At 71.4% G+C, this 24,622-nt stretch carries 22 protein-coding genes and 1 pseudogene; 15 read left to right on the plus strand and 8 right to left on the minus strand.

Annotated features, from left to right (window positions below; all coding sequences use genetic code 11):
* Positions 1-33: 33 nt before the first annotated feature.
* Positions 34-123, minus strand: a pseudogene (locus C8250_RS35560) (transcriptional repressor); the annotation flags it as partial.
* A gap of 194 nt (positions 124-317) precedes the next feature.
* On the opposite strand from C8250_RS35560, the gene C8250_RS35565 reads away from it, so the two are divergent.
* The 4 genes from C8250_RS35565 (at position 318) to C8250_RS35580 (ending at position 4,838) form a co-directional block, all read left to right on the plus strand.
* Positions 318-728 (plus strand): Fur family transcriptional regulator, encoded by a 411-nt coding sequence (locus C8250_RS35565; RefSeq protein ID WP_138352825.1) that lies wholly within the window; start codon positions 318-320, stop codon positions 726-728.
* A gap of 182 nt (positions 729-910) precedes the next feature.
* Positions 911-2,107, plus strand: a complete 1,197-nt coding sequence (locus tag C8250_RS35570) for a cytochrome P450 (RefSeq protein ID WP_138352826.1) — start codon at positions 911-913, stop codon at positions 2,105-2,107.
* Positions 2,108-2,265: 158 nt separating this feature from the next.
* A complete protein-coding gene (locus C8250_RS35575) occupies positions 2,266-3,504 on the plus strand; it encodes a cytochrome P450 (RefSeq protein ID WP_138352827.1) in 1,239 nt (412 codons plus the stop codon).
* Positions 3,505-3,581: 77 nt separating this feature from the next.
* Positions 3,582-4,838, plus strand: coding sequence for an MFS transporter (locus tag C8250_RS35580; RefSeq protein WP_138352828.1), 1,257 nt, complete (start codon positions 3,582-3,584; stop codon positions 4,836-4,838).
* A gap of 80 nt (positions 4,839-4,918) precedes the next feature.
* Here the strand turns inward: C8250_RS35580 and C8250_RS35585 are convergent, their stop codons facing one another.
* Complete coding sequence (locus tag C8250_RS35585) at positions 4,919-6,220, minus strand: serine hydrolase domain-containing protein (protein WP_232485172.1); 1,302 nt, start codon at positions 6,218-6,220, stop codon at positions 4,919-4,921.
* Between the two features lie 328 nt (positions 6,221-6,548).
* Here C8250_RS35585 and C8250_RS35590 point away from each other — a divergent pair, with 328 nt between their 5' ends.
* Entirely contained in the window at positions 6,549-6,704 is a 156-nt protein-coding gene (locus C8250_RS35590) for an SflA family class IV lanthipeptide (RefSeq protein WP_187145120.1), read from the plus strand.
* Between the two features lie 156 nt (positions 6,705-6,860).
* Complete coding sequence (gene lanL / locus C8250_RS35595) at positions 6,861-9,389, plus strand: class IV lanthionine synthetase LanL (protein ID WP_274599411.1); 2,529 nt, start codon at positions 6,861-6,863, stop codon at positions 9,387-9,389.
* An 83-nt stretch (positions 9,390-9,472) separates the two neighbouring features.
* On the opposite strand, the gene C8250_RS35600 is transcribed toward lanL, so the two are convergent.
* Positions 9,473-10,357, minus strand: coding sequence for a sigma-70 family RNA polymerase sigma factor (locus C8250_RS35600; protein WP_138352830.1), 885 nt, complete (start codon positions 10,355-10,357; stop codon positions 9,473-9,475).
* A gap of 103 nt (positions 10,358-10,460) precedes the next feature.
* On the opposite strand from C8250_RS35600, the gene C8250_RS35605 reads away from it, so the two are divergent.
* The gene (locus C8250_RS35605) at positions 10,461-11,222 is read left to right on the plus strand and encodes an NAD(P)H-binding protein (RefSeq protein ID WP_138352831.1); all 762 of its coding nucleotides are present in this window, start codon (positions 10,461-10,463) and stop codon (positions 11,220-11,222) included.
* Between the two features lie 10 nt (positions 11,223-11,232).
* Here the strand turns inward: C8250_RS35605 and C8250_RS35610 are convergent, their stop codons facing one another.
* Complete coding sequence (locus C8250_RS35610; RefSeq protein ID WP_138352832.1) at positions 11,233-11,586, minus strand: metalloregulator ArsR/SmtB family transcription factor; 354 nt, start codon at positions 11,584-11,586, stop codon at positions 11,233-11,235.
* 98 nt (positions 11,587-11,684) lie between these two features.
* Here C8250_RS35610 and C8250_RS35615 point away from each other — a divergent pair, with 98 nt between their 5' ends.
* Both C8250_RS35615 and C8250_RS35620 read left to right on the plus strand, forming a co-directional pair.
* Positions 11,685-13,043 carry an NAD(P)-binding domain-containing protein gene (locus C8250_RS35615; RefSeq protein WP_138352833.1) on the plus strand — a complete coding sequence of 453 codons (1,359 nt, stop codon included), beginning with the start codon at positions 11,685-11,687 and terminating at the stop codon, positions 13,041-13,043.
* 195 nt (positions 13,044-13,238) lie between these two features.
* Positions 13,239-15,710, plus strand: coding sequence for a SpoIIE family protein phosphatase (locus tag C8250_RS35620; RefSeq protein ID WP_138352834.1), 2,472 nt, complete (start codon positions 13,239-13,241; stop codon positions 15,708-15,710).
* Positions 15,711-15,758: 48 nt separating this feature from the next.
* On the opposite strand, the gene C8250_RS35625 is transcribed toward C8250_RS35620, so the two are convergent.
* Both C8250_RS35625 and C8250_RS35630 read right to left on the minus strand, forming a co-directional pair.
* Positions 15,759-16,409, minus strand: a complete 651-nt coding sequence (locus C8250_RS35625) for a DUF1707 domain-containing protein (RefSeq protein ID WP_187145121.1) — start codon at positions 16,407-16,409, stop codon at positions 15,759-15,761.
* 95 nt (positions 16,410-16,504) lie between these two features.
* Entirely contained in the window at positions 16,505-16,885 is a 381-nt protein-coding gene (locus tag C8250_RS35630; RefSeq protein ID WP_187145122.1) for a recombinase family protein, read from the minus strand.
* Positions 16,886-17,240: 355 nt separating this feature from the next.
* Here C8250_RS35630 and C8250_RS35635 point away from each other — a divergent pair, with 355 nt between their 5' ends.
* The gene (locus C8250_RS35635) at positions 17,241-18,038 is read left to right on the plus strand and encodes a maleylpyruvate isomerase family mycothiol-dependent enzyme (protein ID WP_244809575.1); all 798 of its coding nucleotides are present in this window, start codon (positions 17,241-17,243) and stop codon (positions 18,036-18,038) included.
* 20 nt (positions 18,039-18,058) lie between these two features.
* On the opposite strand, the gene C8250_RS35640 is transcribed toward C8250_RS35635, so the two are convergent.
* Positions 18,059-18,469 carry a DUF1003 domain-containing protein gene (locus C8250_RS35640; RefSeq protein WP_138352837.1) on the minus strand — a complete coding sequence of 137 codons (411 nt, stop codon included), beginning with the start codon at positions 18,467-18,469 and terminating at the stop codon, positions 18,059-18,061.
* A gap of 247 nt (positions 18,470-18,716) precedes the next feature.
* On the opposite strand from C8250_RS35640, the gene C8250_RS35645 reads away from it, so the two are divergent.
* From C8250_RS35645 to C8250_RS35655, 3 genes are all read left to right on the plus strand, one after another.
* A complete protein-coding gene (locus tag C8250_RS35645; RefSeq protein ID WP_138352838.1) occupies positions 18,717-19,340 on the plus strand; it encodes a DoxX family membrane protein in 624 nt (207 codons plus the stop codon).
* 157 nt (positions 19,341-19,497) lie between these two features.
* A complete protein-coding gene (locus tag C8250_RS35650) occupies positions 19,498-20,478 on the plus strand; it encodes a universal stress protein (protein WP_138352839.1) in 981 nt (326 codons plus the stop codon).
* A 151-nt stretch (positions 20,479-20,629) separates the two neighbouring features.
* The gene (locus tag C8250_RS35655; protein ID WP_138352840.1) at positions 20,630-21,088 is read left to right on the plus strand and encodes a pyridoxamine 5'-phosphate oxidase family protein; all 459 of its coding nucleotides are present in this window, start codon (positions 20,630-20,632) and stop codon (positions 21,086-21,088) included.
* A 39-nt stretch (positions 21,089-21,127) separates the two neighbouring features.
* Here the strand turns inward: C8250_RS35655 and C8250_RS35660 are convergent, their stop codons facing one another.
* Positions 21,128-22,843 (minus strand): GAF domain-containing sensor histidine kinase, encoded by a 1,716-nt coding sequence (locus tag C8250_RS35660; protein ID WP_138352841.1) that lies wholly within the window; start codon positions 22,841-22,843, stop codon positions 21,128-21,130.
* Positions 22,844-23,124: 281 nt separating this feature from the next.
* On the opposite strand from C8250_RS35660, the gene C8250_RS35665 reads away from it, so the two are divergent.
* On the plus strand, positions 23,125-23,838 hold the full coding sequence (locus C8250_RS35665; RefSeq protein WP_138352842.1) for a response regulator transcription factor: 714 nt from the start codon (positions 23,125-23,127) through the stop codon (positions 23,836-23,838).
* Positions 23,839-24,079: 241 nt separating this feature from the next.
* Entirely contained in the window at positions 24,080-24,571 is a 492-nt protein-coding gene (locus C8250_RS35670; RefSeq protein WP_138352843.1) for a cyclic nucleotide-binding domain-containing protein, read from the plus strand.
* The last annotated feature ends 51 nt before the right edge of the window (positions 24,572-24,622 follow it).

Consider the following 24,622-nt stretch of genomic DNA (forward strand, 5'->3'; position numbering starts at 1 on the left):
GCGGGCCCCGGGACCGTCCGGGACGGTGACCACCACGGCGTCGACGCCGTGGTGGTCACCGTCCCGGACGGTCCCGGGCAGCGCGACGTGGGCGGCCGTCACCCGCAGGCCGGCACCGCGCAGCTCCTCGGCGGTGGTCCCGTACGTCTCTGTCTCCTGCCGTACTGGAGGCTTCCTGTCTCTTGGCTATTGCCGGAACCGATCCTACGATGGACAGATTCCAAGTCAAGAAGCGCGCCAGGCCCACATCCAATCGGAACCCGGACATCCATCGGTAAACTTCGGGCATCCCACCGAACCTGAATAGGTGAACCGATATGAGTGACCTGCTGGAACGACTGCGTGGCCGTGGCTGGCGGATGACCTCCCAGCGACGTGTCGTTGCGGAGGTCCTCGACGGCGACCACGTGCATCTCACGGCCGACGAGGTGCACGCCCGCGCGGCGCAGCGGCTGCCCGAGATCTCCCGGGCGACCGTCTACAACACCCTGGGCGAGATGGTGTCCCTCGGCGAGGTCATAGAGGTCGCCACCGACGGCCGCGCCAAGCGCTACGACCCCAATGCCCACCACCCGCACCAGCACCTGGTGTGCTCCACCTGCGGCACCATCCGCGACGTCCACCCCACCGGCGATCCGCTGGCCGACCTCCCGGCGGAGGAGCGCTTCGGCTTCGCCGTGTCCCAGGTCGAGGTCACCTACCGCGGACTGTGCCCCTCCTGCGTCTAGGCGCCGCTTGACCGGACCGCACCGACGGATCGCACCGACTGGGCCGGATCAGGTCGTGACAGGGCGCCGGCGGCGGAGCACGCTGTCTCACGGCGGTCCGGTATCAGGGGGCGCGGGATCCACCGCGGCCGGACGCAGGCCCAGACTTTCCCGTGGCCTCCCGTCCGTTCGAGGAGGATGCCATGGCGTCGGCGGCCGGCGGCGGAACGAACGGTCGAGCGGCGGGGCCGCGCCATGACGCGGCCGCCTACCACCGAGACCCCTTGGCGTTCCTGGAGACGGAGTTCGACGCCACCCACGACGTGTGGCGCTCCGCGTCGGGCCGGCTGTGCGTGGCCGATCCGGAGGCCGCACGCGCGGTGATGGGCAACCGCCGGGGCCTGTTCGTCGAGACGTCCGATTTCTTCCACACCCGCGACGGCGTCTTCGGCCCCAGATCCGCGCAGATCGAGATCGGCCGGGCGGCCCGCGCGCTGGTGCGCGGCCGGCTCGACGCCCGCCGGGACCGGCTGCCGCTCCTGGTCGAAGAGCGGCTCGCACCCTCCGCCGACTGGCCGGACGCGGGAAATCTCCTGGTCCGCGAACACCTGCGGGACGTCCTGCTGTGCCCGGAAGCACCCGCGGAGCTGCACGAAACCGTCGACGGCATCATCACCCGCGCGGTGCTGTCCGGCGCGCCGCTGCGCCATTCCGCGCTGTCGCGGCTCGCGTTCCGCCGCCGGGCCATGCGCGTCCTGACCCGGGAGATCCGGGCCCGCCGGAGCGCGGGCCCTCACGACCGTCCGCCGCGCGACCTGCTCGACGTGACCATCACCGGAGCAGGACCGCCGGCGGATCCCGGCCAACTCGCCGAGGTCTATCTGTCGTTCCTGTTCGCCACGGTCGGCTCGATCGGCTTCGCCCTCGGCTGGGCGGTCCTCCTCGTCGGCACCCACCCCGGCACCGACGGCGACGAGCCGGAGTGGATCGTCAGGGAGGCGATGCGGCTCCGGCCGGTCGCGTGGCTGTTCGCCCGTACTCCGAGCCGTGTGCACGAGCTGGCCGGAGTCACGGTCGGCCCGCGGGACGACGTGGACGTGTGCTCCTACCTCGTGCACCGCCACCCGCGGCACTGGGACCGCCCCGACGAGTTCGCGCCACGTCGCTGGGCGCAGTCCCTCGTCGATCCGGCCTTCATGCCGTTCGGGTTCGGGCCGCACACCTGTGCCGGCGCGACCGTGACGATGACGCTGCTGGAAGACCTGATCCGCATCATCACCCACGACTGGCGGCTATCGGTCACAGCCGGCGGCGACAGGCCCCGTCCGGGCCCCGCGCTGGCTCCTCCGCGTTTCACCGCGGAACTGCACGCCCGCGTCGATCCCCCCGGGAGGAGGTGAACACGATGAGGAAGCTCTACCGCTCGGCGATGTCGGCACTCAACATCCGGGCCGGCTACTCCACGAACATCCACTGGTACCTCTACCACCACATCTGATCGGCAGAGCTGCGGGGAGCCGCCGACGGCGGCTCCCCGCACGCCGCGAGAGGCGAGGCGATGACCACTCCGCACCATCCCACCGACTTCCTGCACGATCTGCGCCAGCGCAGCGCGGCCGAAGGCGGCCTCTTCTGGATGGACGACGACCTGCTCGCCGTCTTCGAGCCGAACGCGGCACGCCAGGTGAGCGGTGCGAACTGGCACCACCTCGTCATGCCGGACCGCCTCGTCGACCTGATCAGGCGGCGCCGCAGCCCGCAGGTGCGGTGGACCCGGGTACGCGGCGCGTGGCTCGCCCAGCTGCACAAGCTCACCACCGGCGAGCACAACGCCGACATGATCACGCGGATGGAACGGATCATCGACGCGCGGCTCGGCGACGACGTGGACCTCGTCCTGCTCGCGCAGGAAGTGGCCGTTCAGTCCATGCTGCCGGTCGCCCTGTCGGGCCTCACCCCTCGCGAGGCCGGCCACATCAGCCAGGACCTCGACCAGAAACTGCTCCGCCTGATCGCCCGCCAACCGGGCACCGGGCCATGGCATCACCTGCGTTTCGCCGCGGTACAGGTCCGGGCCGGCGTCGTCGTACGGCGGGTGCTGCGTGAGCGGGCCGCCGGCCGCCGCCCCCGTGAGCTGGACCTCGCCGATCCGATCGTCGACCTGCTTCCGGAGCTCGGCATGGACCGCGCGCTGGACGTGGTCACCGCCGTGCTCACCGCGATCGGCGGTCCGCCCGGTGCCGCGGCGGCGAGCGTGCTGTACGAGCTGGCCAGGAACCCGGAGTGGGCGCGGCGGCTGACCACCGAGCTGCGGGCCGTGGACCCGGCCGGGTTCTGTGCCGCACCGACGAAGGCGGCGCCGGTCACCCACCGGTTCGTCAAGGAGGTGCTGCGGATGTGGAGCCCGCCGCTGCTCCTCATGCGGCGCTCCCGGTTCTCGTTCGACCTCGGTACCACCCGGCTGGAGAAGGACCAGGGCTACCTGCTGAGCCCGCACATGATCCACCGCGACCCCCGGTGCTGGCAGCAGGCCGACACGTTCGACCCGGACCGCTTCCTGCCCGGCGCGCCGCACGGACCGGTCGACAAGAACCACTACGTACCCTTCGGCTGGGCGCCGAAGAACTGCGTCGGCGCCGACATCGGCATGATCCAGCTGATGACGCTCTGCTATCTGATGTGCACCCGCTACCGCCTCACCGTGCAGGACCCCGCATCGATCACCATGGCGTACCGCTTCGCGCCGGTGCCGCAGGGGTTCCGCGGCCACCTCGCGGCCGAACGATCGGTGGTTTGACCCGCCGGTGCCCGGACCGCTTGGATCGCAGTGGCCAACGCGAGGTGGTTCGGGCGACACGGCAAGGGGCGGGCTGGATGCTGGGCAGGAGATCACTGGGGCGGCAGTTCGAGTGGCTCTGGGCGTCGTTCGCGGTCAGCACGTTCGGCAGCTGGATCGCGCTCGACGCGTTCCCGTTGATCGCGATCCTCGCGCTGCACGCAGGACCGGCCGCGGTGTCGGGGCTCGCGGCGGCGGGACTGGCGGTGGGGGCGGCGGTCGCGGTGCCGCTCGGCCCCTGGGTGGAGTTCCGCCGCAAGCGGCCGGTGATGATGGCGATGGACCTGACCCGGTTCGCCGCGCTGCTGACCGTCCCGGCCGCGTACGCGCTCGGGCGGCTCACCTTCATCCAGCTGCTGGTCGTGTCGGTCGTCGTCGCCGCGGCCAACATCACCTTCCGATCGGCTGCCGGCGCCTGCTTGAAGGCACTCGTGCGGCCGGAGGACCTGCTCGTCGCGAACGGGCGGTTCGAATCCACGACCTGGACCGCCACCGCGCTCGGACCGCCGCTCGGCGGGGCGGCGATCGGGCTGTTCGGCCCGGTGACGACCGTGGTGGCCGACGCGGTCAGCTACTTGCTCTCGGCAGCCGGGATCCGCGCGATCGGCGGCAAGGAGCCGCGCCCCGAGCGAACCGCCGCACCCCGCTTCCGGGCCGGCGACCTGCTCGAAGGGTGGCGGTACATCCTGAGCCACCCGGCGCTGCGCCCCTTGTTCTTCAACACGATCCTGGTCAGCGGCCTGATCATGGCGACCTCGCCGGTGCTCGCCGTCCTGATGCTGAGTCACCTCGGCTTCGCACCGTGGCAGTACGGTCTCGCGTTCGGAGCACCGTGCGTCGGCGGTCTCATCGGCTCACGGCTGGCCCGTCCGCTCGTCGCGCGGTTCGGACAGCACAAGGTCATGCTCGCCGCCGGGACGCTGCGCGCCTGCTGGCTGCCCGGGCTGTTCTTCATCCGCCCAGGCGTCGCCGGGCTCGTACTCGTCATCGCCGTCGAACTCGGGTTGATCACCTGCATGGGCGTGTTCAACCCGGTGTTCGCCACCTACCGCCTCGAACAGACCCCGACGGACCGCGTCGCCCGCACCCTGTCCGCCTGGTCGGTCTCCAGCAACGCCACCATCGCCGCGCTGACCGCCCTGTGGGGTCTGCTCGCCGGCGTCACCAGCCCGCGCACCGCGATCGTGATCGCCGGACTCCTCATGCTGGCGACGCCGTTCCTGCTCCCGCGCCGTGACCGGACGCCGCACGAGGATGACGCCGCGGTCGGCAGCCGGGCCGTGACGGGCGTCTGATCCGGCCCTGCCGCGTCGGGTGCTCCCGGCCGGTGGCCGCGCGCCCTCGCCGGGTCGCACGGCCACCGGCCGGAACGTACTCAGTGCCGGGCGACGTTCGGCGCGATGTCCTCGTAGAACGGCGCCTTCGGGGTGGCGGCCGCCGACCGCTTCGAGGACGGGCCCTGGGTGGCCGGAGTCTTCGGGGCGGGGGCCTTGCCGCAGAAGGCCGCTTCGAGGGTGTTGCCGAGGATGGTGTTGACGTTGCCGTTGTTGGAGGTGTTGGCCATCGAGCTGACGCTGCGGCGGCCGTCACGGGTCGTGAAGGCGTAGGAGTAGAAGCCCTGCACGGTGCCGGTGTGACCGTAGACCGAGATCCCGCAGGACAGGTCGCGCTGACGCAGGCCGAGTCCGTAGAAACGGGTTCCGGTGTCGTCGCTGGGCGTCATCTTGAGCATCTCGGTGAGCATGCCCGAGCTCAGCAGCCGGCCGCCCAGCAGGGACGAGAAGAAGCGGTTGAGGTCCCGCGGGTTCGAGACCATGGCACCGGCCGACTGGGCCCAGGAGACCGTCTGGTCGGTGGAGTCGACCAGCGGCGCGCCCGCCTCGTCGGGGGTCAGATAGCCCTTGATGTGGCGGCCGGGGATGGTGGCGCTCGGGTGCACGTAGAAGGTGTTGTTCAGCTGCAGCGGAGTGATGATGCGCCGCTGGTACTCGGCGCCCACCGGGTTGCCGGTGACCTTCTCGATCAGTGCGCCGACGACCACGAAGTTGGTGTTGGAGTACTGGTAGGCGGCGCCCGGCTTGGCCGTCCTCGGGTGGGCGAGCGAGAGATTCACCAGCTCCTGGTACGTGAACACCTTGTTCCGGACCGCCTCGAACCCGGGAACCGTGTTGGCGAACATGTCGTTGGTGTAGTCCCACAGACCACTGCGGTGGGTCAGCAGATGCCGCACCGTGATCGTCGAGTCGGGCAGCAGACCCGGCAGGTACTGGTTGACCGGCGCGTCCAGCGCGATCTTGCCCTCCTGGACGAGCTGCAGCAGCACCACCGTCGAGAAGGACTTGGTGATGCTGCCGATGCGGAAGCGCGCATCGGTGTTCATGGCCTGCCCGTTGGCGCGGTCGGCCACCCCGGCGGTCTCCCGGTAGACGGTGTTCCCGTTGTCGATACGGGTCATCACGCCCGGCGCGCCGCCGGCCATCACCTGCGCGAAGACCTTGTGCAGGGCATCGAGATCCGGCTTCGGCAGCGCGTCGTCCTGCCGAGCGGTGATGCCCACTTCGGTCCCCGCCGTGGTCCGGGCTTCGGACGGGGCAGCGAGGGCCGGGACCGAGGCGACGGCGAGAGCCAGCACCGAAGCGCTCATCGCCGCGCGCCTACCGAACTTGCCTTGCACCATGACGCTCCTTGTTCCTGACTCGGCTGATCCGGTGATCATCGCAGCTGCGGATTCTGTTCCCGCGTATGCCGCGCTCCTTCTCGCCGTCGAAGAGAGACCGGCGCGGCGTTTGGTTCCACTGCGGATGATCTTGTTCGGATTTCCGGCCCGCAAGTCGGCTGGTTTACGACGTTCCTCCTTCGCGGGCGTCCAGGAGACTGTGACGGTCCGACAGCCCGCTACTCGCCGCTCTGGCTGCGTGCTCTCCGGCGCGGCGGGACGGCGTGGACGGCCGTGAGGACGCTCGGTTCGTGAAATGGAATGCCCGCTCTTTCGCGAAAGGATCGATATGAGCCCTGTGGAACTGGACATCCGTGACGCCGGTCCGCTGGATGTGGAAGCGGAGGGGATCACGTTCGAGGACGAGCTGGATCCCGGCCGCGGTGCCGAAGCGTGCTTGGCTGATCCCTGGGTCACCGCGACCACGCGGTTCGCATGTGACTAGCCCGGCCGGTCCACCGTCGGCAGAACCGATCCTTTGAGGCCGGAGCCGGCACCGGTGCCGGCTCCGGTGCCGGGCTCGGTTCCGGGGTCGGTTCCGGGGTCGGGGTCGGTTCCGGGCGGGTCCGCGCCGGACCTGGGGGAGCGGCTCGACGCGCTCGTGGCCGGTCACGAGCGTCGCCGTAGTGCGGATGATGTCTGGCTCTATCTGTTCGATCCGCGTATGCCGGCGATGGAGCACGGCTGGAAACTGCACGTCTCCGCCCGGCCCGACGACCTCGCCGGGACCATGGAGCTACTCGTCCCGGTGCTGCTGCGCTACACCTGCGAAGCGAAGTTCGCGCGGAGCGCCGCGGTGCTGGGGGAGTTGAACGCAGGGGTGCGGGACCAGGCCCTCGTCGGGAAGGCGGTCACCGTCTATCCCCGCGGGCAGGATGTGGCGGCGCTCGGCAGGGAACTGGCCGAGGTCCTGGCCGGGCGCGCCGGACCGCGGGTGCTCAGCGATCGCCGGGTGCGGCCGGACGCTCCGGTCTACTACCGGTACGGCCCCTTCCGGGCGCCCGGGGCGATCGGAGCCGGCGCGTCGGCGCTCCTCATGACCGGTCCTGACGGTCAGAGCTTCGCCGGTCGTGCGAGCAGCCGGTACCGCCAACCTCCTTGGACGAAGGATCCGTTCGGGGCGGCCGCGCCCGGCCCGGGGCGACCTGCCACGCGCCTTGTCGGCGGCAGATACCGGCTCACCGGGGGCATCGCGCGGTCCCCGCACGGGGACGTCTACCGCGCTGTGGACACGGTGACCGGTGGCCGGGTGGTGGTCAAGCAGGCCAGAGCGTATGCCGGCGAGGACGAGCACGGAGTGGACGCCCGTGGCCGGCTGCGCAACGAACGTGCCGTGCTGGCGGCGCTGGACGGCCTCGACGGCGTGCCGCGCGTCGTCGACCACGTGCGGCACGGCGAGGACGAGTACCTGGTCACCACGGACTGCGGTCCCCGTGACCTGCGCCGCGACGTGCTGGAGCACGGGCCTTATGGTGCAGATCCCCATCGCACCGGGCGTCAGATCTCCACGCTGGCACGTCAGTTGCTGGCCTCGCTCGACGCGGTGCATGCCCGAGGGGTGGTGGTGTGCGACCTGAAACCGGGCAACGTGGTCATCGGCTCGGACGGCATCTGTCGTCTTGTCGACTTCGGCATCGGTGCTCTGGGGTCTCGTCGCCCGGCCGGTGCGACACCCGGCTACACCCTCCCCGTGTACCGCGCCGGAGCCCCGCCCCACCCGGCGGACGACCTCTACGCACTCGGCGCGACCCTGCACTTCGCGCTGACCGGCATGGACCCGGTGGTCGTCGACCCCGACCACGCCGTCAACCGTGACCGGACACTGGCCTGCTTGGACGGCGCGCTGCCCGGCGCCGCCCACCGTCCGGTCCGCGCGCTGGTCGCCGGGTTGCTCAGCCTCGATCCCGCGGAACGAGTGGCCTGTGCGGGACGGTTACGGGCCGGCCTGCCGGAACCGGTCGGCGGGCGCCGTCCGCCGACTCCGCCACGGATCACCGCCGGGCTGCTGGACGACGTGATCGCGCACACCGTCGCCGGTTGTGTGCGCGCCTCCCGGTCACCCGCCGGGCCGGGCGGACGTCACACGGGCTCGACCGTGACGCTCTACGCGGGCTCGGCCGGGGTGGGCCTGGAACTCCTGCACCACACTGACCATCCAGGCGTACCGCAGGCCGTCGCCGACCTGGCCCGCCGAACGGCGGAACACCCCGAGACGGCCGCGCTGTCCGCTGCCCTGTACACCGGCCGTACCGGAGTGGAGCTGTTCCTGGCATCGGCCGCCGACGCGTTCCCGTCTCCTCACGGTGGCCCGGCGCCCTCGGATCCGCCCGGCCTGCTGCACTACGACGGCAGCGGCGACCAGATCGGCGGTGCGGCAGGCACCGGAACGGGCCAACTGCTCCTGGCACACCGGGCCCGCGTTGCGGGACATCAGGAGAGGGCAGCCGCGCACCTGGCCGCAGCGGGCCGATGCGCCCGGGAGCTGTTGAACCGGACCGGGCAGCCCGAGGAAGAGGGATCGGGGCTGCCGCAGGCACCCTCGCTCGCGGCCTACGACCAGGGCTTCGCTCACGGCAGGGCGGGAATCGTCCACTTCCTGCACGTCTACCACCGGGCCACCGCCGACCGGGCCGTCGGTGCTGCGGCCCGGGCCGGCCTCACTCAACTCGCCGCGGACACCCCCGGCCTGCTCGCTGCCGCCGCCGGCCCTGGCGCCTCCCGGCGCTATGGATCGTGGTGTCGCGGAATGGCGGGCATAGGCGCCGTCCTGATCGCGGCGGGCAGCCGGGACGAGGACAGGGAGCTTCTCGAACTCGGCCTGCGCTGCGCCCGGGTGTGCCGCGCGCTCGCACCGCGGATGAGCCTGGTCTCCCAGTGCTGCGGTCTGGCCGGCGTCGGCGAACTGCTCGTCGACGCGGCCGTCGCCACGGGCGACGACAGCTTCTGGCGGGACGCGGAAGACGTGGCGGGGCTGATCCTGGCCCGTAGTGGCGGGACCGCCCGGCAGCCGTTGCTGCCTGACAACACCCTCGTCGGCTCCGACGCCGCCTGGGCGACGGGCAGCGCGGGAGTGCTGTCCTTCCTGCGCCGACTGCGCGACCACGGCGGGCAGCGTCTCTGCGGTGCGTGACACGTCAGGTATGCGCCGCATGCATTGATGCCGGGAGCACTTCGTATCCGTGCTCCCGGCCGTGCTGAGGGTGTTGAGTCAGGTCAGCTGTCGAGGACGGCGAGGTCGACCTGGTGGAGGGCATCCGGGTCGGCGATGATCTCGATCTCGGTGACCAGGTCATCGGTGATGGTGAAGTCGAGCACCAGGTACAGCCGACCGAAGGGGGCCATGGCGAGCCCGACCGTTCCGTTGACCAGCGCCGCCACGGTGGACCGAGCGCGTTCCATGGCGGCCATCGCGCCCTTGGCCACGGTCTGCGCGCCGCTGATGAGGATGGGCTCGGGGGTGGGGACGACCGACCTGTCGGCCCGGAGTACGACATCCGGGTGCAGCAGGGCGACGAGCGCGTCGAAGTCGCCGCCTCGGGTGGCGGCCAGGAAGGCGTCCACGACCCGGCGTTGGCGGGTCAGATCGGTGTCGGGGACCGCCGTTCCCCCCTTGACCCGGCGGCGGGCCCGGCTCGCGAGCTGCCGTGTGGCGGCAGGGGAGCGTTCGATCAGCGGGGCGATCTCGTCGAAGGGCACGGTGAACATGTCGTGCAGCACGAAGGCGAGGCGCTCGGGCGGCGTCAGCGTGTCGAGCACCACCAGCAGGGCCAGGCCGACGGAGTCGGCCATCAACGCCTCCTGCTCGGGATCGACCCCGTCCGGCCGGCCGAGGGCCGGGTCGGGCTCGTGGAATGCGAGGGGTTCCTCGCGGCGGTGGTCGCGCGAGCGCAGCATGTTCAGACACACGCGTGACACGACGGTCGTCAGCCAGCCGCCGAGGTTCTCCACGCTGCCGGCGTCGGTACGACTGAGGCGCAGCCAGGTCTCCTGCACGGCGTCGTCGGCCTCGCTCACCGAGCCGAGCATCCGGTAGGCCACGGCCCGAAGGCGAACCCGGTCCTCCTCGAAACGCTCGATCAGCGATGCGTTCTCGTCCATCGGTCACATTCCTTCGTCGCCGGGGGTCATAGCAGTAGATCCACAGAACCGAGCTGAAGGTACCGGGAGGCCGACTCCCGGACCGAACGAATTTGGAGCAGCCATGACGTCAACGATCCTGGTCACCGGTGGTACGGGCACTCTGGGCGGCCACGTCGTCCCCCTGCTGCGGGCGGCCGGGCGCGAGGTTCGCGTCCTCAGCCGGCAGCACCGTGAGTCCGTGGACGGCGTCGCGTACGTGAGCGGCGATCTCCTCAAGGGCGGGGGAATCGAGGCGGCGGTGGACGGCATCGATGTCATCCTGCACCTCGCGGGCGGCCCCAAGGGCGATGACGAGGCGACCCGGAATCTGATGCGGGCCGCATCGCGCGCCGGAGTGCGACACGTGGTGTACGTCTCCGTGATCGGCACGGACAAGATGCCGCTGGGCTGGTTCCAGGCCAAGTTGGGCGCGGAGCGGGCCGTCGCCGAGTCCGGCATCCCGTGGACGACGCTGCGCGCGGCCCAGTTCCACGACCTGGTCCTGACGGTGGTGGAGAAGATGGGGAAGCTGCCGGTGATCCCGGTCCCGGGCGGACTGCGGTTCCAGCCGGTCGACTCGCGTGAGGTCGCGGCCCGGCTGGTGGAACTGGCCCTCGGCGAACCGGCCGGCCTGGTGCCCGACCTGGCGGGGCCGAAGGTGTACGGGATGGCCGACCTGAGCCGCGGCTATCTGCGGGCGCGCGGCAAGCACCGCCTGATGATGCCGGTGCGGATGCCCGGAAAGGCCGGCCGCGCCTACCGGGCCGCCGAGAACCTGTCGCTCGACGGGGCAGCCGTGGGCGAGCGGACCTGGGAGGACTTCCTGGCGGAGCGGGTCGGCTGACACCCCGGTTTCAGGCGGTCAGTACGCCGGCCATGGCGGCGAGCACCGCGGGGACCACGCGGTAGTAGACCCAGGTGCCCCGCCGCTCGGAGGTGAGGAGGCCGGCCTCGCGCAGCTTCTTGAGGTGATGGCTGACGGTGGGCTGCGAGACGCCGACGTCGGAGATGTCGCAGACGCAGGCCTCCCCGCCGTCGTGCGAGGCGACCAGGGAGAACAGCCGCAGCCGGACCGGATCGCCGAGAGCCTTGAACATCGCCGCGGTCAGTTCCGCCTCGAGGACGGTCAGCGGCCGCTGCGTCAGCGGCGGGCAGCACGGCACGGCCGGCCGCAGAACCGGCAACTCGGCAACCTCTGAATTCGACATGCGTCTATGTTGACACCCATCGATGCCGGTGGCAAGGTTCACTGTATCGATGCATGTCGAAACAGCGCCGTCCTGCCGCTCTGAAAGGCTCAACCGCCATGAGTACGACCACCGTCCTTCCCGTCGTCGTCATCGGAGCCGGCCCCGTCGGGCTGGCCGCCGCCGCCCAGCTCCTGGACCGCGGACTGGAACCCTTGGTCCTGGAAGCCGGGACCGGTGCGGGCAGCGCGGTGCGCGAGTGGGGGCACGTGCGGCTCTTCTCCACCTGGAGCGAGGTCGTCGATCCGGCCGCGGAGAAGGTGCTGGCCCCCACCGGCTGGCTCCGCCCCGACGGGACCACCTACCCCTCAGGCGCGGACTGGGCTGAGAAGTACCTGCAGCCGCTGGCGGACGCTCTCGGTGACCGGGTCCGGTACGACGCCCGGGTGACCGGTGTGTCACGGGCCGGACGGGATCGCGTCGTGGACGCCGACCGTGCCGAGCAGCCCTTCACCGTTCACCTCACCGGTTCCGGCGGGGCCGAGGAGCGGATCACCGCCCGCGCCGTCATCGACGCCTCCGGCACCTGGTCGACCCCCGCCCCGCTGGGCGGCGACGGCCTGCCGGCGCTCGGCGAGCGCGCCGCCGCCGACCGCATCGCCTACCGCGTCCCGGACCTCGCAGACCCGGCCGTCCGCGCCCGGTACGCCGGCAGACGCACCGCTGTCGTGGGCTCCGGCGCCTCCGCGTTCACCGCGTTGGCCTACCTCGCCGACCTCGCCAAGGATGCCCCCGGCACGCACGCGGTGTGGATTCTGCGCCGTGGCCTCAGCGGCAGCACCTTCGGCGGCGGCGAAGCCGATCAGCTGCCCGCCCGCGGCGCCCTCGGCCTGCGCGCGAAAGCGGCCGTCGAGGCCGGTCACGCCAATGCCGTGACCGGATTCCGCACGGCCGCTGTGGAGCGTGACGGCGGGCGGCTCGTGCTGGTCGGGGAGGACGGCACCCGGCTGGAGCCGGTCGACGAGATCATCGGCCTGACCGGTTTGCGCCCGGACCTGTCGTTCGTCGGCGAACTGCGCCTCGGCCTGGACGAGCGCCTGCAGGCGCCCGTCGCACTCGCGCCGCTGATCGACCCCAACGTCCACTCGTGCGGCACCGTCTACCCGCACGGCGTCAAGGAGCTCTCCCACCCCGAGGCCGGCGCCTACCTGGTCGGCATGAAGTCCTACGGTCGCGCGCCGACGTTCCTGGCCATGACCGGCTATGAGCAGGTCCGCTCCATCGCCGCGTCCCTCGCCGGCGATCACGAGTCCGCCGAACGCGTCGAGTTGACCCTGCCCGAGACCGGAGTGTGCGGCGGAGCGGGGCTCTTCGACGAAGCCGAGGCCCCCACCGACGGCGGCGGCTGCTGCTCGGCCCCGGCCACCCTTCAGATCGGCACGGCCGCCCCCGCACGCACCGCGTCGGGTGGCTGCTGACGGTGGTGCTGCCCGGCGGCCGTACGCCGCCGGCCCGGTGGTGGGGCCGGGCTCGTGGTTGCGCCATTCGGGTGTACCGGTGGGTGGGGCGGACCCGGCCGGTGCCCGACGGGGGAGCCCCGGGCGTACCGGAGCGGTTGTGGCGCCAGGGCTCCGGGCCCACCATGAGGTAGTGGATTAAGGCGGAACTGTGCGATGGACGGAGCTGACGGGGTGGACTCCCGTGGACCCCTCGACGTCACGAGAGCAGCCACAGCGGTTGTCGATGCCCGTGGCAGGGTCATCGGGTGGAGCCCGGCGGCGGCGGAGCTGCTCGGCTACGAGGCGCACGACGTGCTCGGACGCCCCGCTGACGACCTGCTGGGGCGCCGTGCGGGCACCGGCGAGCACGCCGGCCCGCCAGGGGCGGAGCGGAGTACCCGCAGCGTGGTCCTCCATCTGCGGCACCGGGACGGCCGCTCGCTGCGGATCGCCACGACGATGGTCCCGGTCTCCTCCGAAGGGGCCGGGCCGGCCTGGCTCGTCGTAGCCGCCGATTCCGAGGAGCTGGCCCAGTGGGAGGCCCGGCAGGCGATGCTGCAGGGGCTCATCACCCGCTCCTCCGTCGGCCTCGCCATCTACAACGCCGACATGCGGGTGATGTGGATCAACGCCGAGCTGAACCGCGAAATGGGGTCCACCCAGTACGTCGGCATGTCCCCGGACGAGATGATCCTGGACGCCGAGATTCTGTCCGAGGGGTATCCGTCCACGCTGGAACAGGTCATGAGGAAGGTGTTCGCCACCGGCGAGCCCGTCATCGATCTGCACTACGGCGGCCGCGCGCCCGTCGATCCGGAGCACGACCGCGTCTGGTCGTGCTCCTACTACCGGCTTCAGGACGCCCAGGGCAATTCGCTGGGCATGTGCGAGGAGTCGGTGGACATCACCGACCGTTACCGGGCCCAGCAGCGACTGGCCCTGCTGGTGCGCGCCGGAGCGCGCATCGGTACGACCCTGGACATGAGCCGCACGGCCCGGGAGCTCGCCGAGGTCGCCGTCCCGCAGTTCGCGGACTCGGTCACCGTGGACCTGCTGGAGGCGGTACTGGAGGGGGACCAGACCACGCCGGGGACCACGGCCGGACGGCGGCTGGTCCGAATGTGGGGGGAGACCGGGCAGGACGGCGGGACGACGGCCGAGGGGGGCCGGCGACGTACGGCGCGACAGTTGGTCGACTACCCACCGGCATCGGCCCAGGCCCGCAGCCTGACCTTGGGCCGGAAGGTCCTGGAGACCGGCACGAAACCGCAGGGCACAGCGCACGACGTGAAGGACACGCGGGAACCGCTGCTCCGCTCGTGTCTTGCCGTGCCGCTACGGGCCGGGCGCAGCCCGATCGGGCTCGTCACGTTCTTCCGGGACCGGGACACCAACCCGTTCGACGAAGGTGAGCTGGACCTCGCCGACGAGCTCGTCGCGCGTACCGCGGTCTGTATCGACAACGCCCGCCGGTTCACCCGTGAGCACACGGCCGCCCTCAGACTGCAACGGAGCCTGCTGCCGCAGAGCCTGCCGCCGCAGACAGCCGTCGAGCTGGCGTACCGGTATCTGCCCGCCGACAGCCGGGCCGGGGTCGGCGGCGACTGGTTCGACGTCATTCCGCTGTCGGGCACACGTGTCGGCCTGGTGGTCGGGGACGTGGTCGGGCACGGCCTGGGAGCCGCCGCCACCATGGGGCGGCTGCGCACCAGCGTCCGGGTGCTCGCCCAGCTGGACCTCGCCCCGGACGAACTCCTGACCCGGCTGGACAACCTGGTCGGGCAGTCCGCCAAGGAGTGGGCCGCGGTCAGGGGCGTGCGGGGCGGCGGGCCGGAGGACGACGAAGCGGTCGGCGCGACCTGCCTGTACGCGGTGTACGACCCGGTGACCGGACAGTGCAGCATGGCGCGCGCGGGCCACCCGGTGCCGGCCGTGGTCGACGCGGAGAGCGGCCTCGTCAGCTATCCGGAGCTTCCCGCGGGCCCGCCCCTGGGACTGGGCGGCCTGCCCTTCGAGGGCACGGACCTGCAGCTGCCCGCGGGCAGCCTCATCGCGCTCTTCACCAATGGTCTGGTCCAGTCCTCCGACCGCGACATCGACGCCGGGCTCGACCGGCTCGACGAAATCCTCGCCGAGCACCGGCGCCCCCTGGAAGAGCTCGCCGACCGGACCGTCTCGACGCTGCTCCCCGGGCCGTCGGACGACGACGCGGCCCTGCTCCTCGTCCGCACACGGAGGCTCGACAAGTACCGGGTGGCCGTGTGGGAGCTGGCCGCCGACCCGGTCATGGTCGGCCGCGCCCGCGCCGCTGCCACCGGGCAGCTCGGCGAATGGGGCCTGGACGACGTCTCGTTCACCACCGAACTGATCGTCAGCGAGCTGGTCACCAATGCCATCCGCTACGCCGAGGGCCCCATCCTGCTGCGGCTCATCCGCGATCAGACCCTCATCTGCGAGGTCTCCGACTCCGGACACACCTCACCCCATATGCGCCATGCGGCGAGCGACGACGAAGGCGGCCGCGGCCTCTTCCTCATCGCCCAGATGACCGAGCACTGGGGAACGCGCTACACGCCGACGGGCAAGACGATCTGGGCCGAACAGGACCTGCCGCCCGCGGGCAGCGCGGAACGGGCCGACGCGTAGCGGAACGGGCCGCCCCGTAGGCCGCAGTCGACGCCGCCACGCTCTACGTCAGCGGGCGATCGACTTCATCGGCCCGGGCCGGCGCAGCAGCCACTGCAGGAAACCGCGGCGGGGCGGCTTGGGCGGTCGCACCGTGATGCTGCCGCTGCGCACCTTCCCCGTCACATGGATACGCAGCCGGATCGGCGTCCCGGCGGAGACATGCGCCCGATGGCGCACGCTGCCGCTGCTCACCGCGACCTCGTCGACGTCCACGAAAACGTCCGGCGGCACTATCAGGGTCACCGACCCGCTGCGCACCGACGCTTCGATCTCCAGGGTGGGCGATCCGATGACGGCACGGGTGAAGTCGAGAACGACGGAGCCGCTGTTGGACTCGATCTCCATCTGCCGGGGCACCGACCACGTGCCCTCCCGCTTCGCGCTCGCGCTGTCGACCGCGATCCGCGACCTGTCCTTCGGTGCGGGGGAGGGGACACCGCCACCCGCCCACGCCGGTCCGGGCGCCGGCAGATCGGTGAGCACCGCTTCGAGTTCTCGGTAGGTACGCGCCGTCAACGCCACCTCGAGCCGTTCGTCCAGCTCTTCGGCGGTCAGCCGGCCGTCTCCTGCGGCGACCCGCAGCCGCTCCACGACCTGGTCCCGGTCTTCGTGAGACGCGCGCAGTTCGCCGTGATCGGGTACCAATTCACCGGACATGCCCACACTGTAGTGGTTGTCCGACGAGGGGACACGGGAGCCGGTCGGAGGGGCGGCGGTCGGCTCTGTTGCGTTCAGAGCGTTCGCTGTCCGCCCTAGCCGGCGAGGGAGGGGTACGGCGAGGGGGAGAGTTCCCGGCGCTGCGGAAGTTCGACGACCTCGGCGCCGCATCCCCGGACGAAGTCCATCACGGAGTCGGCCGTACGGTCGTCGAGGGAGAACACCCAGCGACCGGGTATCAACACCGTGTCGATGGTCCCCACCGCGACCCGGGCGAGCAGCAGGCTCAGCTCCGGCCGCACGGCCCGACAGGAGACGCCGTTGTCCAGGAAGATCTCCGGGGCGTGGTGGCCGAGCCGGTCGGCGTGCTCCTCGAGGGCGTGCAGATGGACGGCCATCCGCCATTGGTCGTACGGGTAGCAGCGGAGATAGGCGGCGATCCGCGCACGACCCCGATAGGTGTCCGCCGTGGACATGACCGCCTCCTCGTTCACCCGGGCGCCGGATTCACCGGAATCGCCGGAGCGGCCGGGTCCAGGCTGGGATCTGTCCCACGACCCGCTACATACCGCCCATAGTGGACGGGAGAAGTAGTTGTTGTCTATACCATTGGCGGTAAATCTTTGGGCATGGGGGTCCCCGGGCGGTGGGACCGGACCCGGCCCCGGGTACGTGCCGCCCGCGATGCCTGGGTGCGGTCGGCCGCCCCCGGCCGGTGCTGTGGCAGGCTGCGAGGAGAAATCCGGCTGCCCGGACCGTCGACTCCCGGGCCCGGAGATATCACGGAGGTACGCCACGGTGAGCACATCGTCGGATCATTCGCGACGCACAGTGACGTCGGCCGATCACCGCGCTGCCGTCGCCACCGAGACCGATCGCTTCGTGGCGGCGGTCAAGGGCGCCGACCTGACGACCTCGGTGCCGAGCTGCCCGGGCTGGACGCTTGCCGACCTGGTCAAGCACACCGGGAGCGTGCAGCGCTGGTTCTCCGTCCTGCTGCGCCAGCAGGTCCAGGAACGGCCCAGGAGCCGCGACGTCGAGCTGCGGCTGCCTCCGGCCGAGGACGGCTACCCCGACTGGTTGACGGCGAGCGCCGCCGAGGCCGCGAGCGCCTTCGCGGCCACCGAGCCCGATGCCCCGATGTGGGTGTGGGGCGCGGATCACCATGCCCGGTTCTGGGTGCGGCGGATGCTCTTCGAGACGCTGGTGCACCGCACCGACGCGGAACGCGCCCTGGACCTGCGACCGGTGATCGACCGCGACCTGGCGGCCGACGGCGTCGACGAGTTCCTGACCAATCTGCCGTTCGCCGCGTCCTTCGCGCCCAAGGTGTCCAACCTGCGCGGCGACGGGAAGACCATCCGGTTCCAGTGCACGGACGTCAACGGCGACAGCGACGGCGACGTCAACAGCAACGGTGACTGGCTGGTCCGGCTGCGGCCCGACGGCTTCGGGCTCGACCCGCGCCCGCCCGGGTCGGCGACGCCTGCCGCCGACGCCACCGTGCGGGGCGCCGCAGCGGATCTGCTGCTGCTCCTGTACGGCCGGCTCGACCGTGACGCGGACCTCTTCGGGATCGAGGGCGACGAGGAACTGCTCGCGCACTGGTTCGCCAACTCGGAGTTCTGAGGCACCCGCACCACCGAACGTCAGGCGTTGCCGTCGGAGTCGCCCGATGCCAGTCGGCGGTGGATTTCCGTGGTCATGGCGTGGATGGCGCGCGTCAGCTCGGTGTTGGTCTTGAGCTCCAGCTCCTGCTCGACGAAGTCGTGATCCGCCTTGGCCTGCTGGAACACGGCCTGCCGATTCTGTCCGATCATGACGAACGTCGACAGGAAGATCGCCTCGAGCGATACGACGAGCGTCAATGTGGGCCAGGGGTTCGACTCGGCGACCAGCATCCAGACCAGGAAGGCGACGGCGTGGAGATAGACGAACATCATGGAGCCGGCGAACTTGGTGATCGCGTCGGCGATGCGCAGCTGAAGGTCGGAAGAACGACTGGCGCGGTGCGCCACGACAACCGGATGATGCCGCGCGTGGTCGTCGGGCCTGCTCATCGGGATCTACCGCCTTCTGGGGTCGTCGACCGGTGCCGTGGCGCCGGGTGAACTCGCTGCATGGTGTCAGACCTGCGGATCCCGGGCCCGGGCGCGTTCCCGGTCGGCCGAACGGGCCCTCGGAGTAGGGACGTTCGGCCCGGTCGTCGGGACTGCGGGCCCCTGCGCTCCCGGCTGCCGCGACGGCACATTGAGAGCGGACGCGGTTGCCGCGTCCGTCCTCCAGATCCCGGAAGGGATGGCCATCATGGCAGTCCACGAGCACCCGCAGCAGCACACCGGGTTCCACCTGCCGGTACGGCGCAGGGCCGGTGCCGCGGCGGTGTCCGGCACGGCGCCCGCTCTGGCGGTCACGTCGACCGGCGCACGGGTCCTCGCCGGGATCCGGGTCTTGACGGGGTTCATCTTCCTGTGGGCCTTCCTCGACAAGGCGTTCGGCTGGGGTTACGCGACCGCGTCCGGCAAGGGCTGGGTCGACGGCGGCTCGCCGACGAAGGGCTTCCTCAGCGGGGTCTCGGCCGGTCCCATGGAGTCCACGTTCCATTCCTGGGCGGGTGCCGGCTGGGCGAACTGGCTGTTCATGCTCGGCTTGCTGAGCATCGGCGTGGCCCTGACGGCCGGTGTCGCACTGCGGTTCGCCGCCGTCGCGGGCACCGCCATGATGGCGCTGATGTGGATGGCGGAATGGCCGCCGGCCCGGCACGGCTCCGACGGAACGCTGAGCATGTCCAGCAACCCGCTCGTCGACTACCACCTGCTGTACGCGGCGGTCATGATCGCGCTCGCCGTCGCCTCCGCCGGCACCGTCTGGGGCCTCGGCCGGATCTGGGCGCGACTGCCGGTCGTCCGCGACCACCGCTGGCTGCTCTGACCCCCACCCGGCACCCGCCCAGCACCGTTCCGTCAGGTGGGGTGCACCGTCGTCACCTGACCGGGGCCGATCGGCCCCGGTCAGGTGATCCTGCGGCCCTCCTCCCGCCGTCCGGCGGCCGGGAGCCGGCCCCACATCCCCGAGAGAGGCCCACACCATGTTCCCCACCATCACCGCCGGCCTGGACGGTTCCCCCGAGAGCATGGCCGCGGCGGACTGGGCGGCCGGCGAAGCACGCCGCCGCGGGCTGACCCTGCGCCTCGTCCACGCAGGCGAATGGCAGCCCGACACCGTCACCCCGCACACGCCGCTGGGCGGTCCCGGCCCCCCGCAGCGCCACTGGGGGGATCGCGTACTGCGCGACGCCGAGGCGCAGGTGCGGCTGCGCCACCCCGATCTGCGGATCGTCGGCGAGCAGATCGCCAACGAGCCCGTGGCGGCCCTCCTGGGCGCCGCGAACGGCTCGGAGATGCTGGTCATCGGCTCACGGGGACTCAGCGCCGTCGCCGGCTTCCTGGTCGGCTCGGTGGCGCTCGGGGTCGTGGGACGGGCCACTCGGCCCGTCGTACTGGTCCGGGCCGGGGAACCGGACGGGACGGCGCAGCCGGCCGACCCCTCCACGACCACGACCGCGACTGGGACCGCGACCGCGACCGCGACCGCGACAGCGACTGGGACTGAGACGGCGACCATCCCGGCTCCGCCCCGCCATGTCGTGCTGGGTCTCGACCTGAACAGCCCGGGTGATGCCGTGATCGGCTTCGCCTTCGAGGCCGCCGCCGTGCGTCAGTCGGCGCTGCGCGTCGTCCACGGCTGGTACCTCCCGGCCTACTACAGCTTCGGGACCGCGGACCTCGCCGTGAACCAGGACGTCGGCGGGGAGCTGGCCGAGCAGAAGAGGACCGCGCTGGCGGACGCGCTGCGTCCGTGGCGGGAGAAGTTCCCCGGCGTGAGGGTCACCGCACAGGCGGTGATCGGCCGGGCCTCGCACCATCTGGTGGACTCCGCCCGCGGCGCGGGCCTGGTCGTCATCGGCCGGCGCACCCGCACCTCGGCGATCGGCGCGCACATCGGCTCGGTCACTCACGCCGTGATGCACCACGCCGCCGCTCCGGTCGCCGTCGTCCCGCACGACTGAGTACGACCGAGCACGTCCGCCCGGTGGCGCCCAGGGCCATGTGGCCCTGGTGGGGGACATGCGGCCCTACCGCGTGCGGGCGTCGTGAGGAAGCATGGTCGGTGGGCGAATGGATCGTCATGACGGCATGGACGGTATTGAGGATCGAACGATGCACCGACACAACGGTTTCCGGGAGCTGGATCGCCGGGAGAGTCTGCGTCTGCTGTCTCTGGTGACGATCGGCCGGGTCGTCTACACCGAGGATGCCCTGCCCACGATTCTGCCGGTTCACTTCCTCCTGGACCCGGACGGTGCCGTGCTGTTCCAGGCCTCCGCCGCCTCGCACATGGCGCGCGCGGTGCGGGGTGCGGTGGTCGCGTTCGAGGCGGACCACTTCGACGAGGCCGGCCACACCGGTTGGAGTGTGGTGGTCACCGGCCGCGCTTCCGTGGTCACGAACCCGGTCAAGGAAGCGCGGTTGAGGTCGAGCGGTCCGCGGCCGTGGCTGGAGACGGGTGACGGGATCTTCATCCATGTCGAACCCGAACTCGTGGCGGGGCGCGTCGTCGACCGGAACGGTCATGTCCCGGCGGAGCAGGTCGAGTTGTCGCCGGCCGACATGCCCTGACGGAGGCGGACGCCACGCAGGGAGCCGGTCGGGGATCCGCTATTCCGCCTTCACCGGCACCTGCCAGACGAGGGTGGTCCCGCCGTCCGGCGGGCAGATCAGCTCCATGTCGCCGCCCAGCTGCAGGGCGCGCTCCCGCATGTTCCGCAGGCCGTTGCCGGTCCGTTGCGCCGGAAGTCCGACGCCGTTGTCGGTGGTGGTGAGGACGACCTGCCGGCCGTCGGTCTCCAGGGCCACCTGCACGCGGGTGGCGTGGGCGTGCTTGGCGACGTTGCTGAGCGACTCCGCGAGCACCGCCATCGCATGGTCGGCGACCTCCCGTGGCACCTGGGTGTCCAGCAGCCCTTCCATCCGCACGCTCGGCGTGAAGCCGAGTACCGCGGAGGCGTCGGAGGCGGCCCGCACCGTACGGGCCCTGAGGGTGTGTTCCGCGCCGGTCTCGCGGGACCGCAGGCCGAAAATGGTCGACCGGATGATCTTGATGGTCTCGTCCAGGTCGTCGACAGCGCGCCGGACCCGTTCCGAGGCCTCCGGGTGCTCGATGAAGCGGCCCGCGCTCTGCAGCGTCATCCCGGTGGCGAAGAGGCGCTGGATCGCGAGGTCGTGCAGATCGCGGGCGATCCGGTCCCGGTCCTCCAGCAGCGCGATCTGCTCGGCGCCGGTACGCCGTTCGGCCAGCTCCATCGCCACCGCCGCCTGCCCGGCGAAGCCCAGCAGCGGCTCGATCTCGTCCGCGATGAAGGAGGTCCCGCCGGCCGCGCGGACCAGCAGCAGTACGCCACGCGGGCCGTCACCCGTACCGATGGGGACCGCGACCGCGGCCTCCAGCCGGTCATTGCGCGGCACGTCCGTGCGGACCGACTCGTCCAGGTTGATGTTCTCGCTGGTCACGGGCTTCCCGGAGGAGAAGGCAGCACCCACGAGGCTGCCCTCGACCGGCACGACCAGACCGCGCAGCGCGGGTGCGTCCCGGCCGATGACGAGTTCGACGGAGAGCGCCGCCGCGTCGTCGACGGGCAGCGCGATAAGGGCGAGTTCCGCACCGGTGATCTCGCGGGCGCGTTCGGCGATGAGGCTGATGACCGCACTGCGCGGACTGCCCGCCATGAGCGTGTGGGTGATCTCCGCGTTGGCCTGGAGCCACCGCTCGCGCCGCCTGGACTCCTCGTACAGCCGGGCGTTGTCGATCGCCACCCCGGCGGCCACGGCCAGCGTGGCCAGGACGGACTCGTCCTCGGCGTCGAACTGCCCGCCGCCGCGCTTCTCCGTCAGATACAGGTTGCCGAAGACGTGGTCGCGCACCCGGATCGGTACCCCGAGGAAGGAGTCCATCGGCGGGTGGTTCGGCGGAAAGCCGTACGAGGAGGGGTGATCGGAGATCCGCGGCAGCCGCAACGGGTGCGGATCGCGGATCAGCACGCCCAGGATTCCGTGCCCCGACGGGTACGCGCCGATCGCGGTGATCTGCTCGGGCGTGAAACCGACCGTCACGAACTCGGCGAGCCGCTCGCCGTCCGGCCCGATCACGCCCAGCGCCGCGTACTCGGCCTTCACCAGTACCGCCGCCGCCTCGACGATATTGCGCAGCACCTGCTCCAGATCCAGCTCACGCCCGACGGAGAGCACCGCCTCCAGCAGGCCGCGGACCTGGTCCCGGGTGCCGCGCGCCGCGTCCAGCCGGTCCTGCAGGTCCTCGAGAAGCTCGTCGATCCGCAGCTGAGGAGACTGCCCGGTGCCCTCGTCGACGTTACCCACCGATATGCCTCCAGGTGCTCGTGACGGAATGCAGGCCCATCGTCACAGCCCCCTCCACCGTACTCGCCCCGGTCCACTCCACGGCGTGCCCGCGGGCGGCGGCCCTCCGGCGGCTGGGCCCCGAAGAGCGGAGAATGGGAGGGTGCGGTGGCGATGACACCACGGATCAGGGCCACCTGGCCCTGTCACCACGGCGCGGGGAGCCGCAGACTGAACGGTGAGCGCCGTTCGGGACCCGTCCGCTGGACGGCGAATCCCGGCGCAGGATTCAGGAGCTCTTGATGTCGGACAGCGACCGTCCCACCCCCGCGGCCGGGATCACGGTCTTCCTCCTCGACGACCATGAAGTGGTGCGGCGGGGGGTGCGTGACCTGCTGGACGACGAACCGGACATCACGGTGATCGGCGAGGCCGGCACCGTGGAGCAGGCCCTCATCCGCATTCCCGCGCTGCGCCCGCAGGTCGCCGTGCTGGACGTGCGGCTGCCGGACGGTGACGGAGTGACGGTCTGCCGGGAGCTCCGCTCCAAGATGCCCGAGCTCGCGTGCCTGATGCTCACGTCCTTCGACGACGAGGAGGCGCTCCTCGACGCGATCATGGCCGGTGCCTCGGGGTTCGTGCTGAAACAGATCCGCGGCTCCGACCTCGTCTCGGCCGTCCGCACCGTCGCCTCCGGACAGTCGACGCTCGACCCCAGCGCGGCGGCCCGGCTGATGTCCAAGCTGCGCGGCGCGGAGGAACCGGCACCGGAACTGGTCGCGCTGCCCAGCCTGACCGAACGGGAGCGGGAGATCCTGGCGCTGGTCGGCGAAGGGCTGACCAACCGGCAGATCGGACAGCGGTTGTACCTCGCGGAGAAGACCGTCAAGAACCACATCTCACGGCTGCTCGCCAAGCTGGGCGTGGAGCGACGCGTCCAGGCCGCCGTGATCGCGACCCAGGCCCAGGACCGGCTGAACCAGGAAGGCCGGCACGACGCCGGTCACCGACGGTGACCGGCGCACACTGACCGTTCGCCCCCGTCCCCGGTTGCTCGTCGGCGGATGCCGCCGCGCAAGCGGGCCACCCCGCCGGCAACTGAGGACGTTCGGGCCCCTGCGCGTCAGCGCCCCCTGGGTGAGGATGGGAGGGCAGGCAGGATTGATGGACAACCGGAGCACGGACAAACCAGAGCGGCGAAGCGCGACCACGCCTGCACACGTCGAAGACCGCGGAGCCGCGGAAACGGACAGTGCGATGTCCACCACACACTCCCTTCTCGACAGGCTCACCACCGCACACCGTGACCGACTCATGGCGTTGTCCACACCGGTCGCCTTTCCCCTGGGCACCCGGATCTTCGACGCCGACCGGACCGCCGAACGCTTCTGGGTCCTGGACCGTGGCGAGGTGACCCTGGACCTGCACGTCCCCGGACGGCAGGCAGCCGTGGTGCAGACCGTCTCGGCGGGCGAACTCCTCGGCTGGTCCTGGCTGTTCCCGCCGTTCCGGTGGCAACTCGGCGCCCAGGCGCACACCGCCGTGCAGGCCTGGGAGTTCCCGGCGGCGGCGGTCCGTGAACTGTGTGTTGCCGATCCCGCTCTGGGACATGAGTTCGTCCTGCTCTGCGCCGCGGTCATCGGAGACCGGCTGCACTCCACGCGCACCCGGCTGCTCGACCTGTACGGCCCGTTCGGGGTGTATCGCGACGGCTCGGTATCGGTGGGCGGCGCGGAGGACGACTTCTGACACCGCGGTTCACGCCGCTGGAAGTGAGGGCCGTTCGGCCCCCCGGATGTC

This window comes from Streptomyces sp. So13.3, assembly GCF_005860785.2.
Taxonomy (GTDB): Bacteria; Actinomycetota; Actinomycetes; order Streptomycetales; family Streptomycetaceae; genus Actinacidiphila; species Actinacidiphila fildesensis.

Coding starts and splice junctions, on each gene's coding strand:
- C8250_RS35565 (WP_138352825.1), top strand. CDS start 318: ATGAGTGACCTGCTGGAACGACTGCGTGGCCGTGGCTGGCGGATGACC.
- C8250_RS35570 (WP_138352826.1), top strand. CDS start 911: ATGGCGTCGGCGGCCGGCGGCGGAACGAACGGTCGAGCGGCGGGGCCG.
- C8250_RS35575 (WP_138352827.1), top strand. CDS start 2,266: ATGACCACTCCGCACCATCCCACCGACTTCCTGCACGATCTGCGCCAG.
- C8250_RS35580 (WP_138352828.1), top strand. CDS start 3,582: ATGCTGGGCAGGAGATCACTGGGGCGGCAGTTCGAGTGGCTCTGGGCG.
- C8250_RS35585 (WP_232485172.1), bottom strand. CDS start 6,220: ATGGTGCAAGGCAAGTTCGGTAGGCGCGCGGCGATGAGCGCTTCGGTG.
- C8250_RS35590 (WP_187145120.1), top strand. CDS start 6,549: ATGAGCCCTGTGGAACTGGACATCCGTGACGCCGGTCCGCTGGATGTG.
- C8250_RS35600 (WP_138352830.1), bottom strand. CDS start 10,357: ATGGACGAGAACGCATCGCTGATCGAGCGTTTCGAGGAGGACCGGGTT.
- C8250_RS35605 (WP_138352831.1), top strand. CDS start 10,461: ATGACGTCAACGATCCTGGTCACCGGTGGTACGGGCACTCTGGGCGGC.
- C8250_RS35610 (WP_138352832.1), bottom strand. CDS start 11,586: ATGTCGAATTCAGAGGTTGCCGAGTTGCCGGTTCTGCGGCCGGCCGTG.
- C8250_RS35615 (WP_138352833.1), top strand. CDS start 11,685: ATGAGTACGACCACCGTCCTTCCCGTCGTCGTCATCGGAGCCGGCCCC.
- C8250_RS35620 (WP_138352834.1), top strand. CDS start 13,239: ATGGACGGAGCTGACGGGGTGGACTCCCGTGGACCCCTCGACGTCACG.
- C8250_RS35625 (WP_187145121.1), bottom strand. CDS start 16,409: ATGTCCGGTGAATTGGTACCCGATCACGGCGAACTGCGCGCGTCTCAC.
- C8250_RS35630 (WP_187145122.1), bottom strand. CDS start 16,885: ATGTCCACGGCGGACACCTATCGGGGTCGTGCGCGGATCGCCGCCTAT.
- C8250_RS35640 (WP_138352837.1), bottom strand. CDS start 18,469: ATGAGCAGGCCCGACGACCACGCGCGGCATCATCCGGTTGTCGTGGCG.
- C8250_RS35645 (WP_138352838.1), top strand. CDS start 18,717: ATGGCAGTCCACGAGCACCCGCAGCAGCACACCGGGTTCCACCTGCCG.
- C8250_RS35650 (WP_138352839.1), top strand. CDS start 19,498: ATGTTCCCCACCATCACCGCCGGCCTGGACGGTTCCCCCGAGAGCATG.
- C8250_RS35655 (WP_138352840.1), top strand. CDS start 20,630: ATGCACCGACACAACGGTTTCCGGGAGCTGGATCGCCGGGAGAGTCTG.
- C8250_RS35665 (WP_138352842.1), top strand. CDS start 23,125: ATGTCGGACAGCGACCGTCCCACCCCCGCGGCCGGGATCACGGTCTTC.
- C8250_RS35670 (WP_138352843.1), top strand. CDS start 24,080: ATGTCCACCACACACTCCCTTCTCGACAGGCTCACCACCGCACACCGT.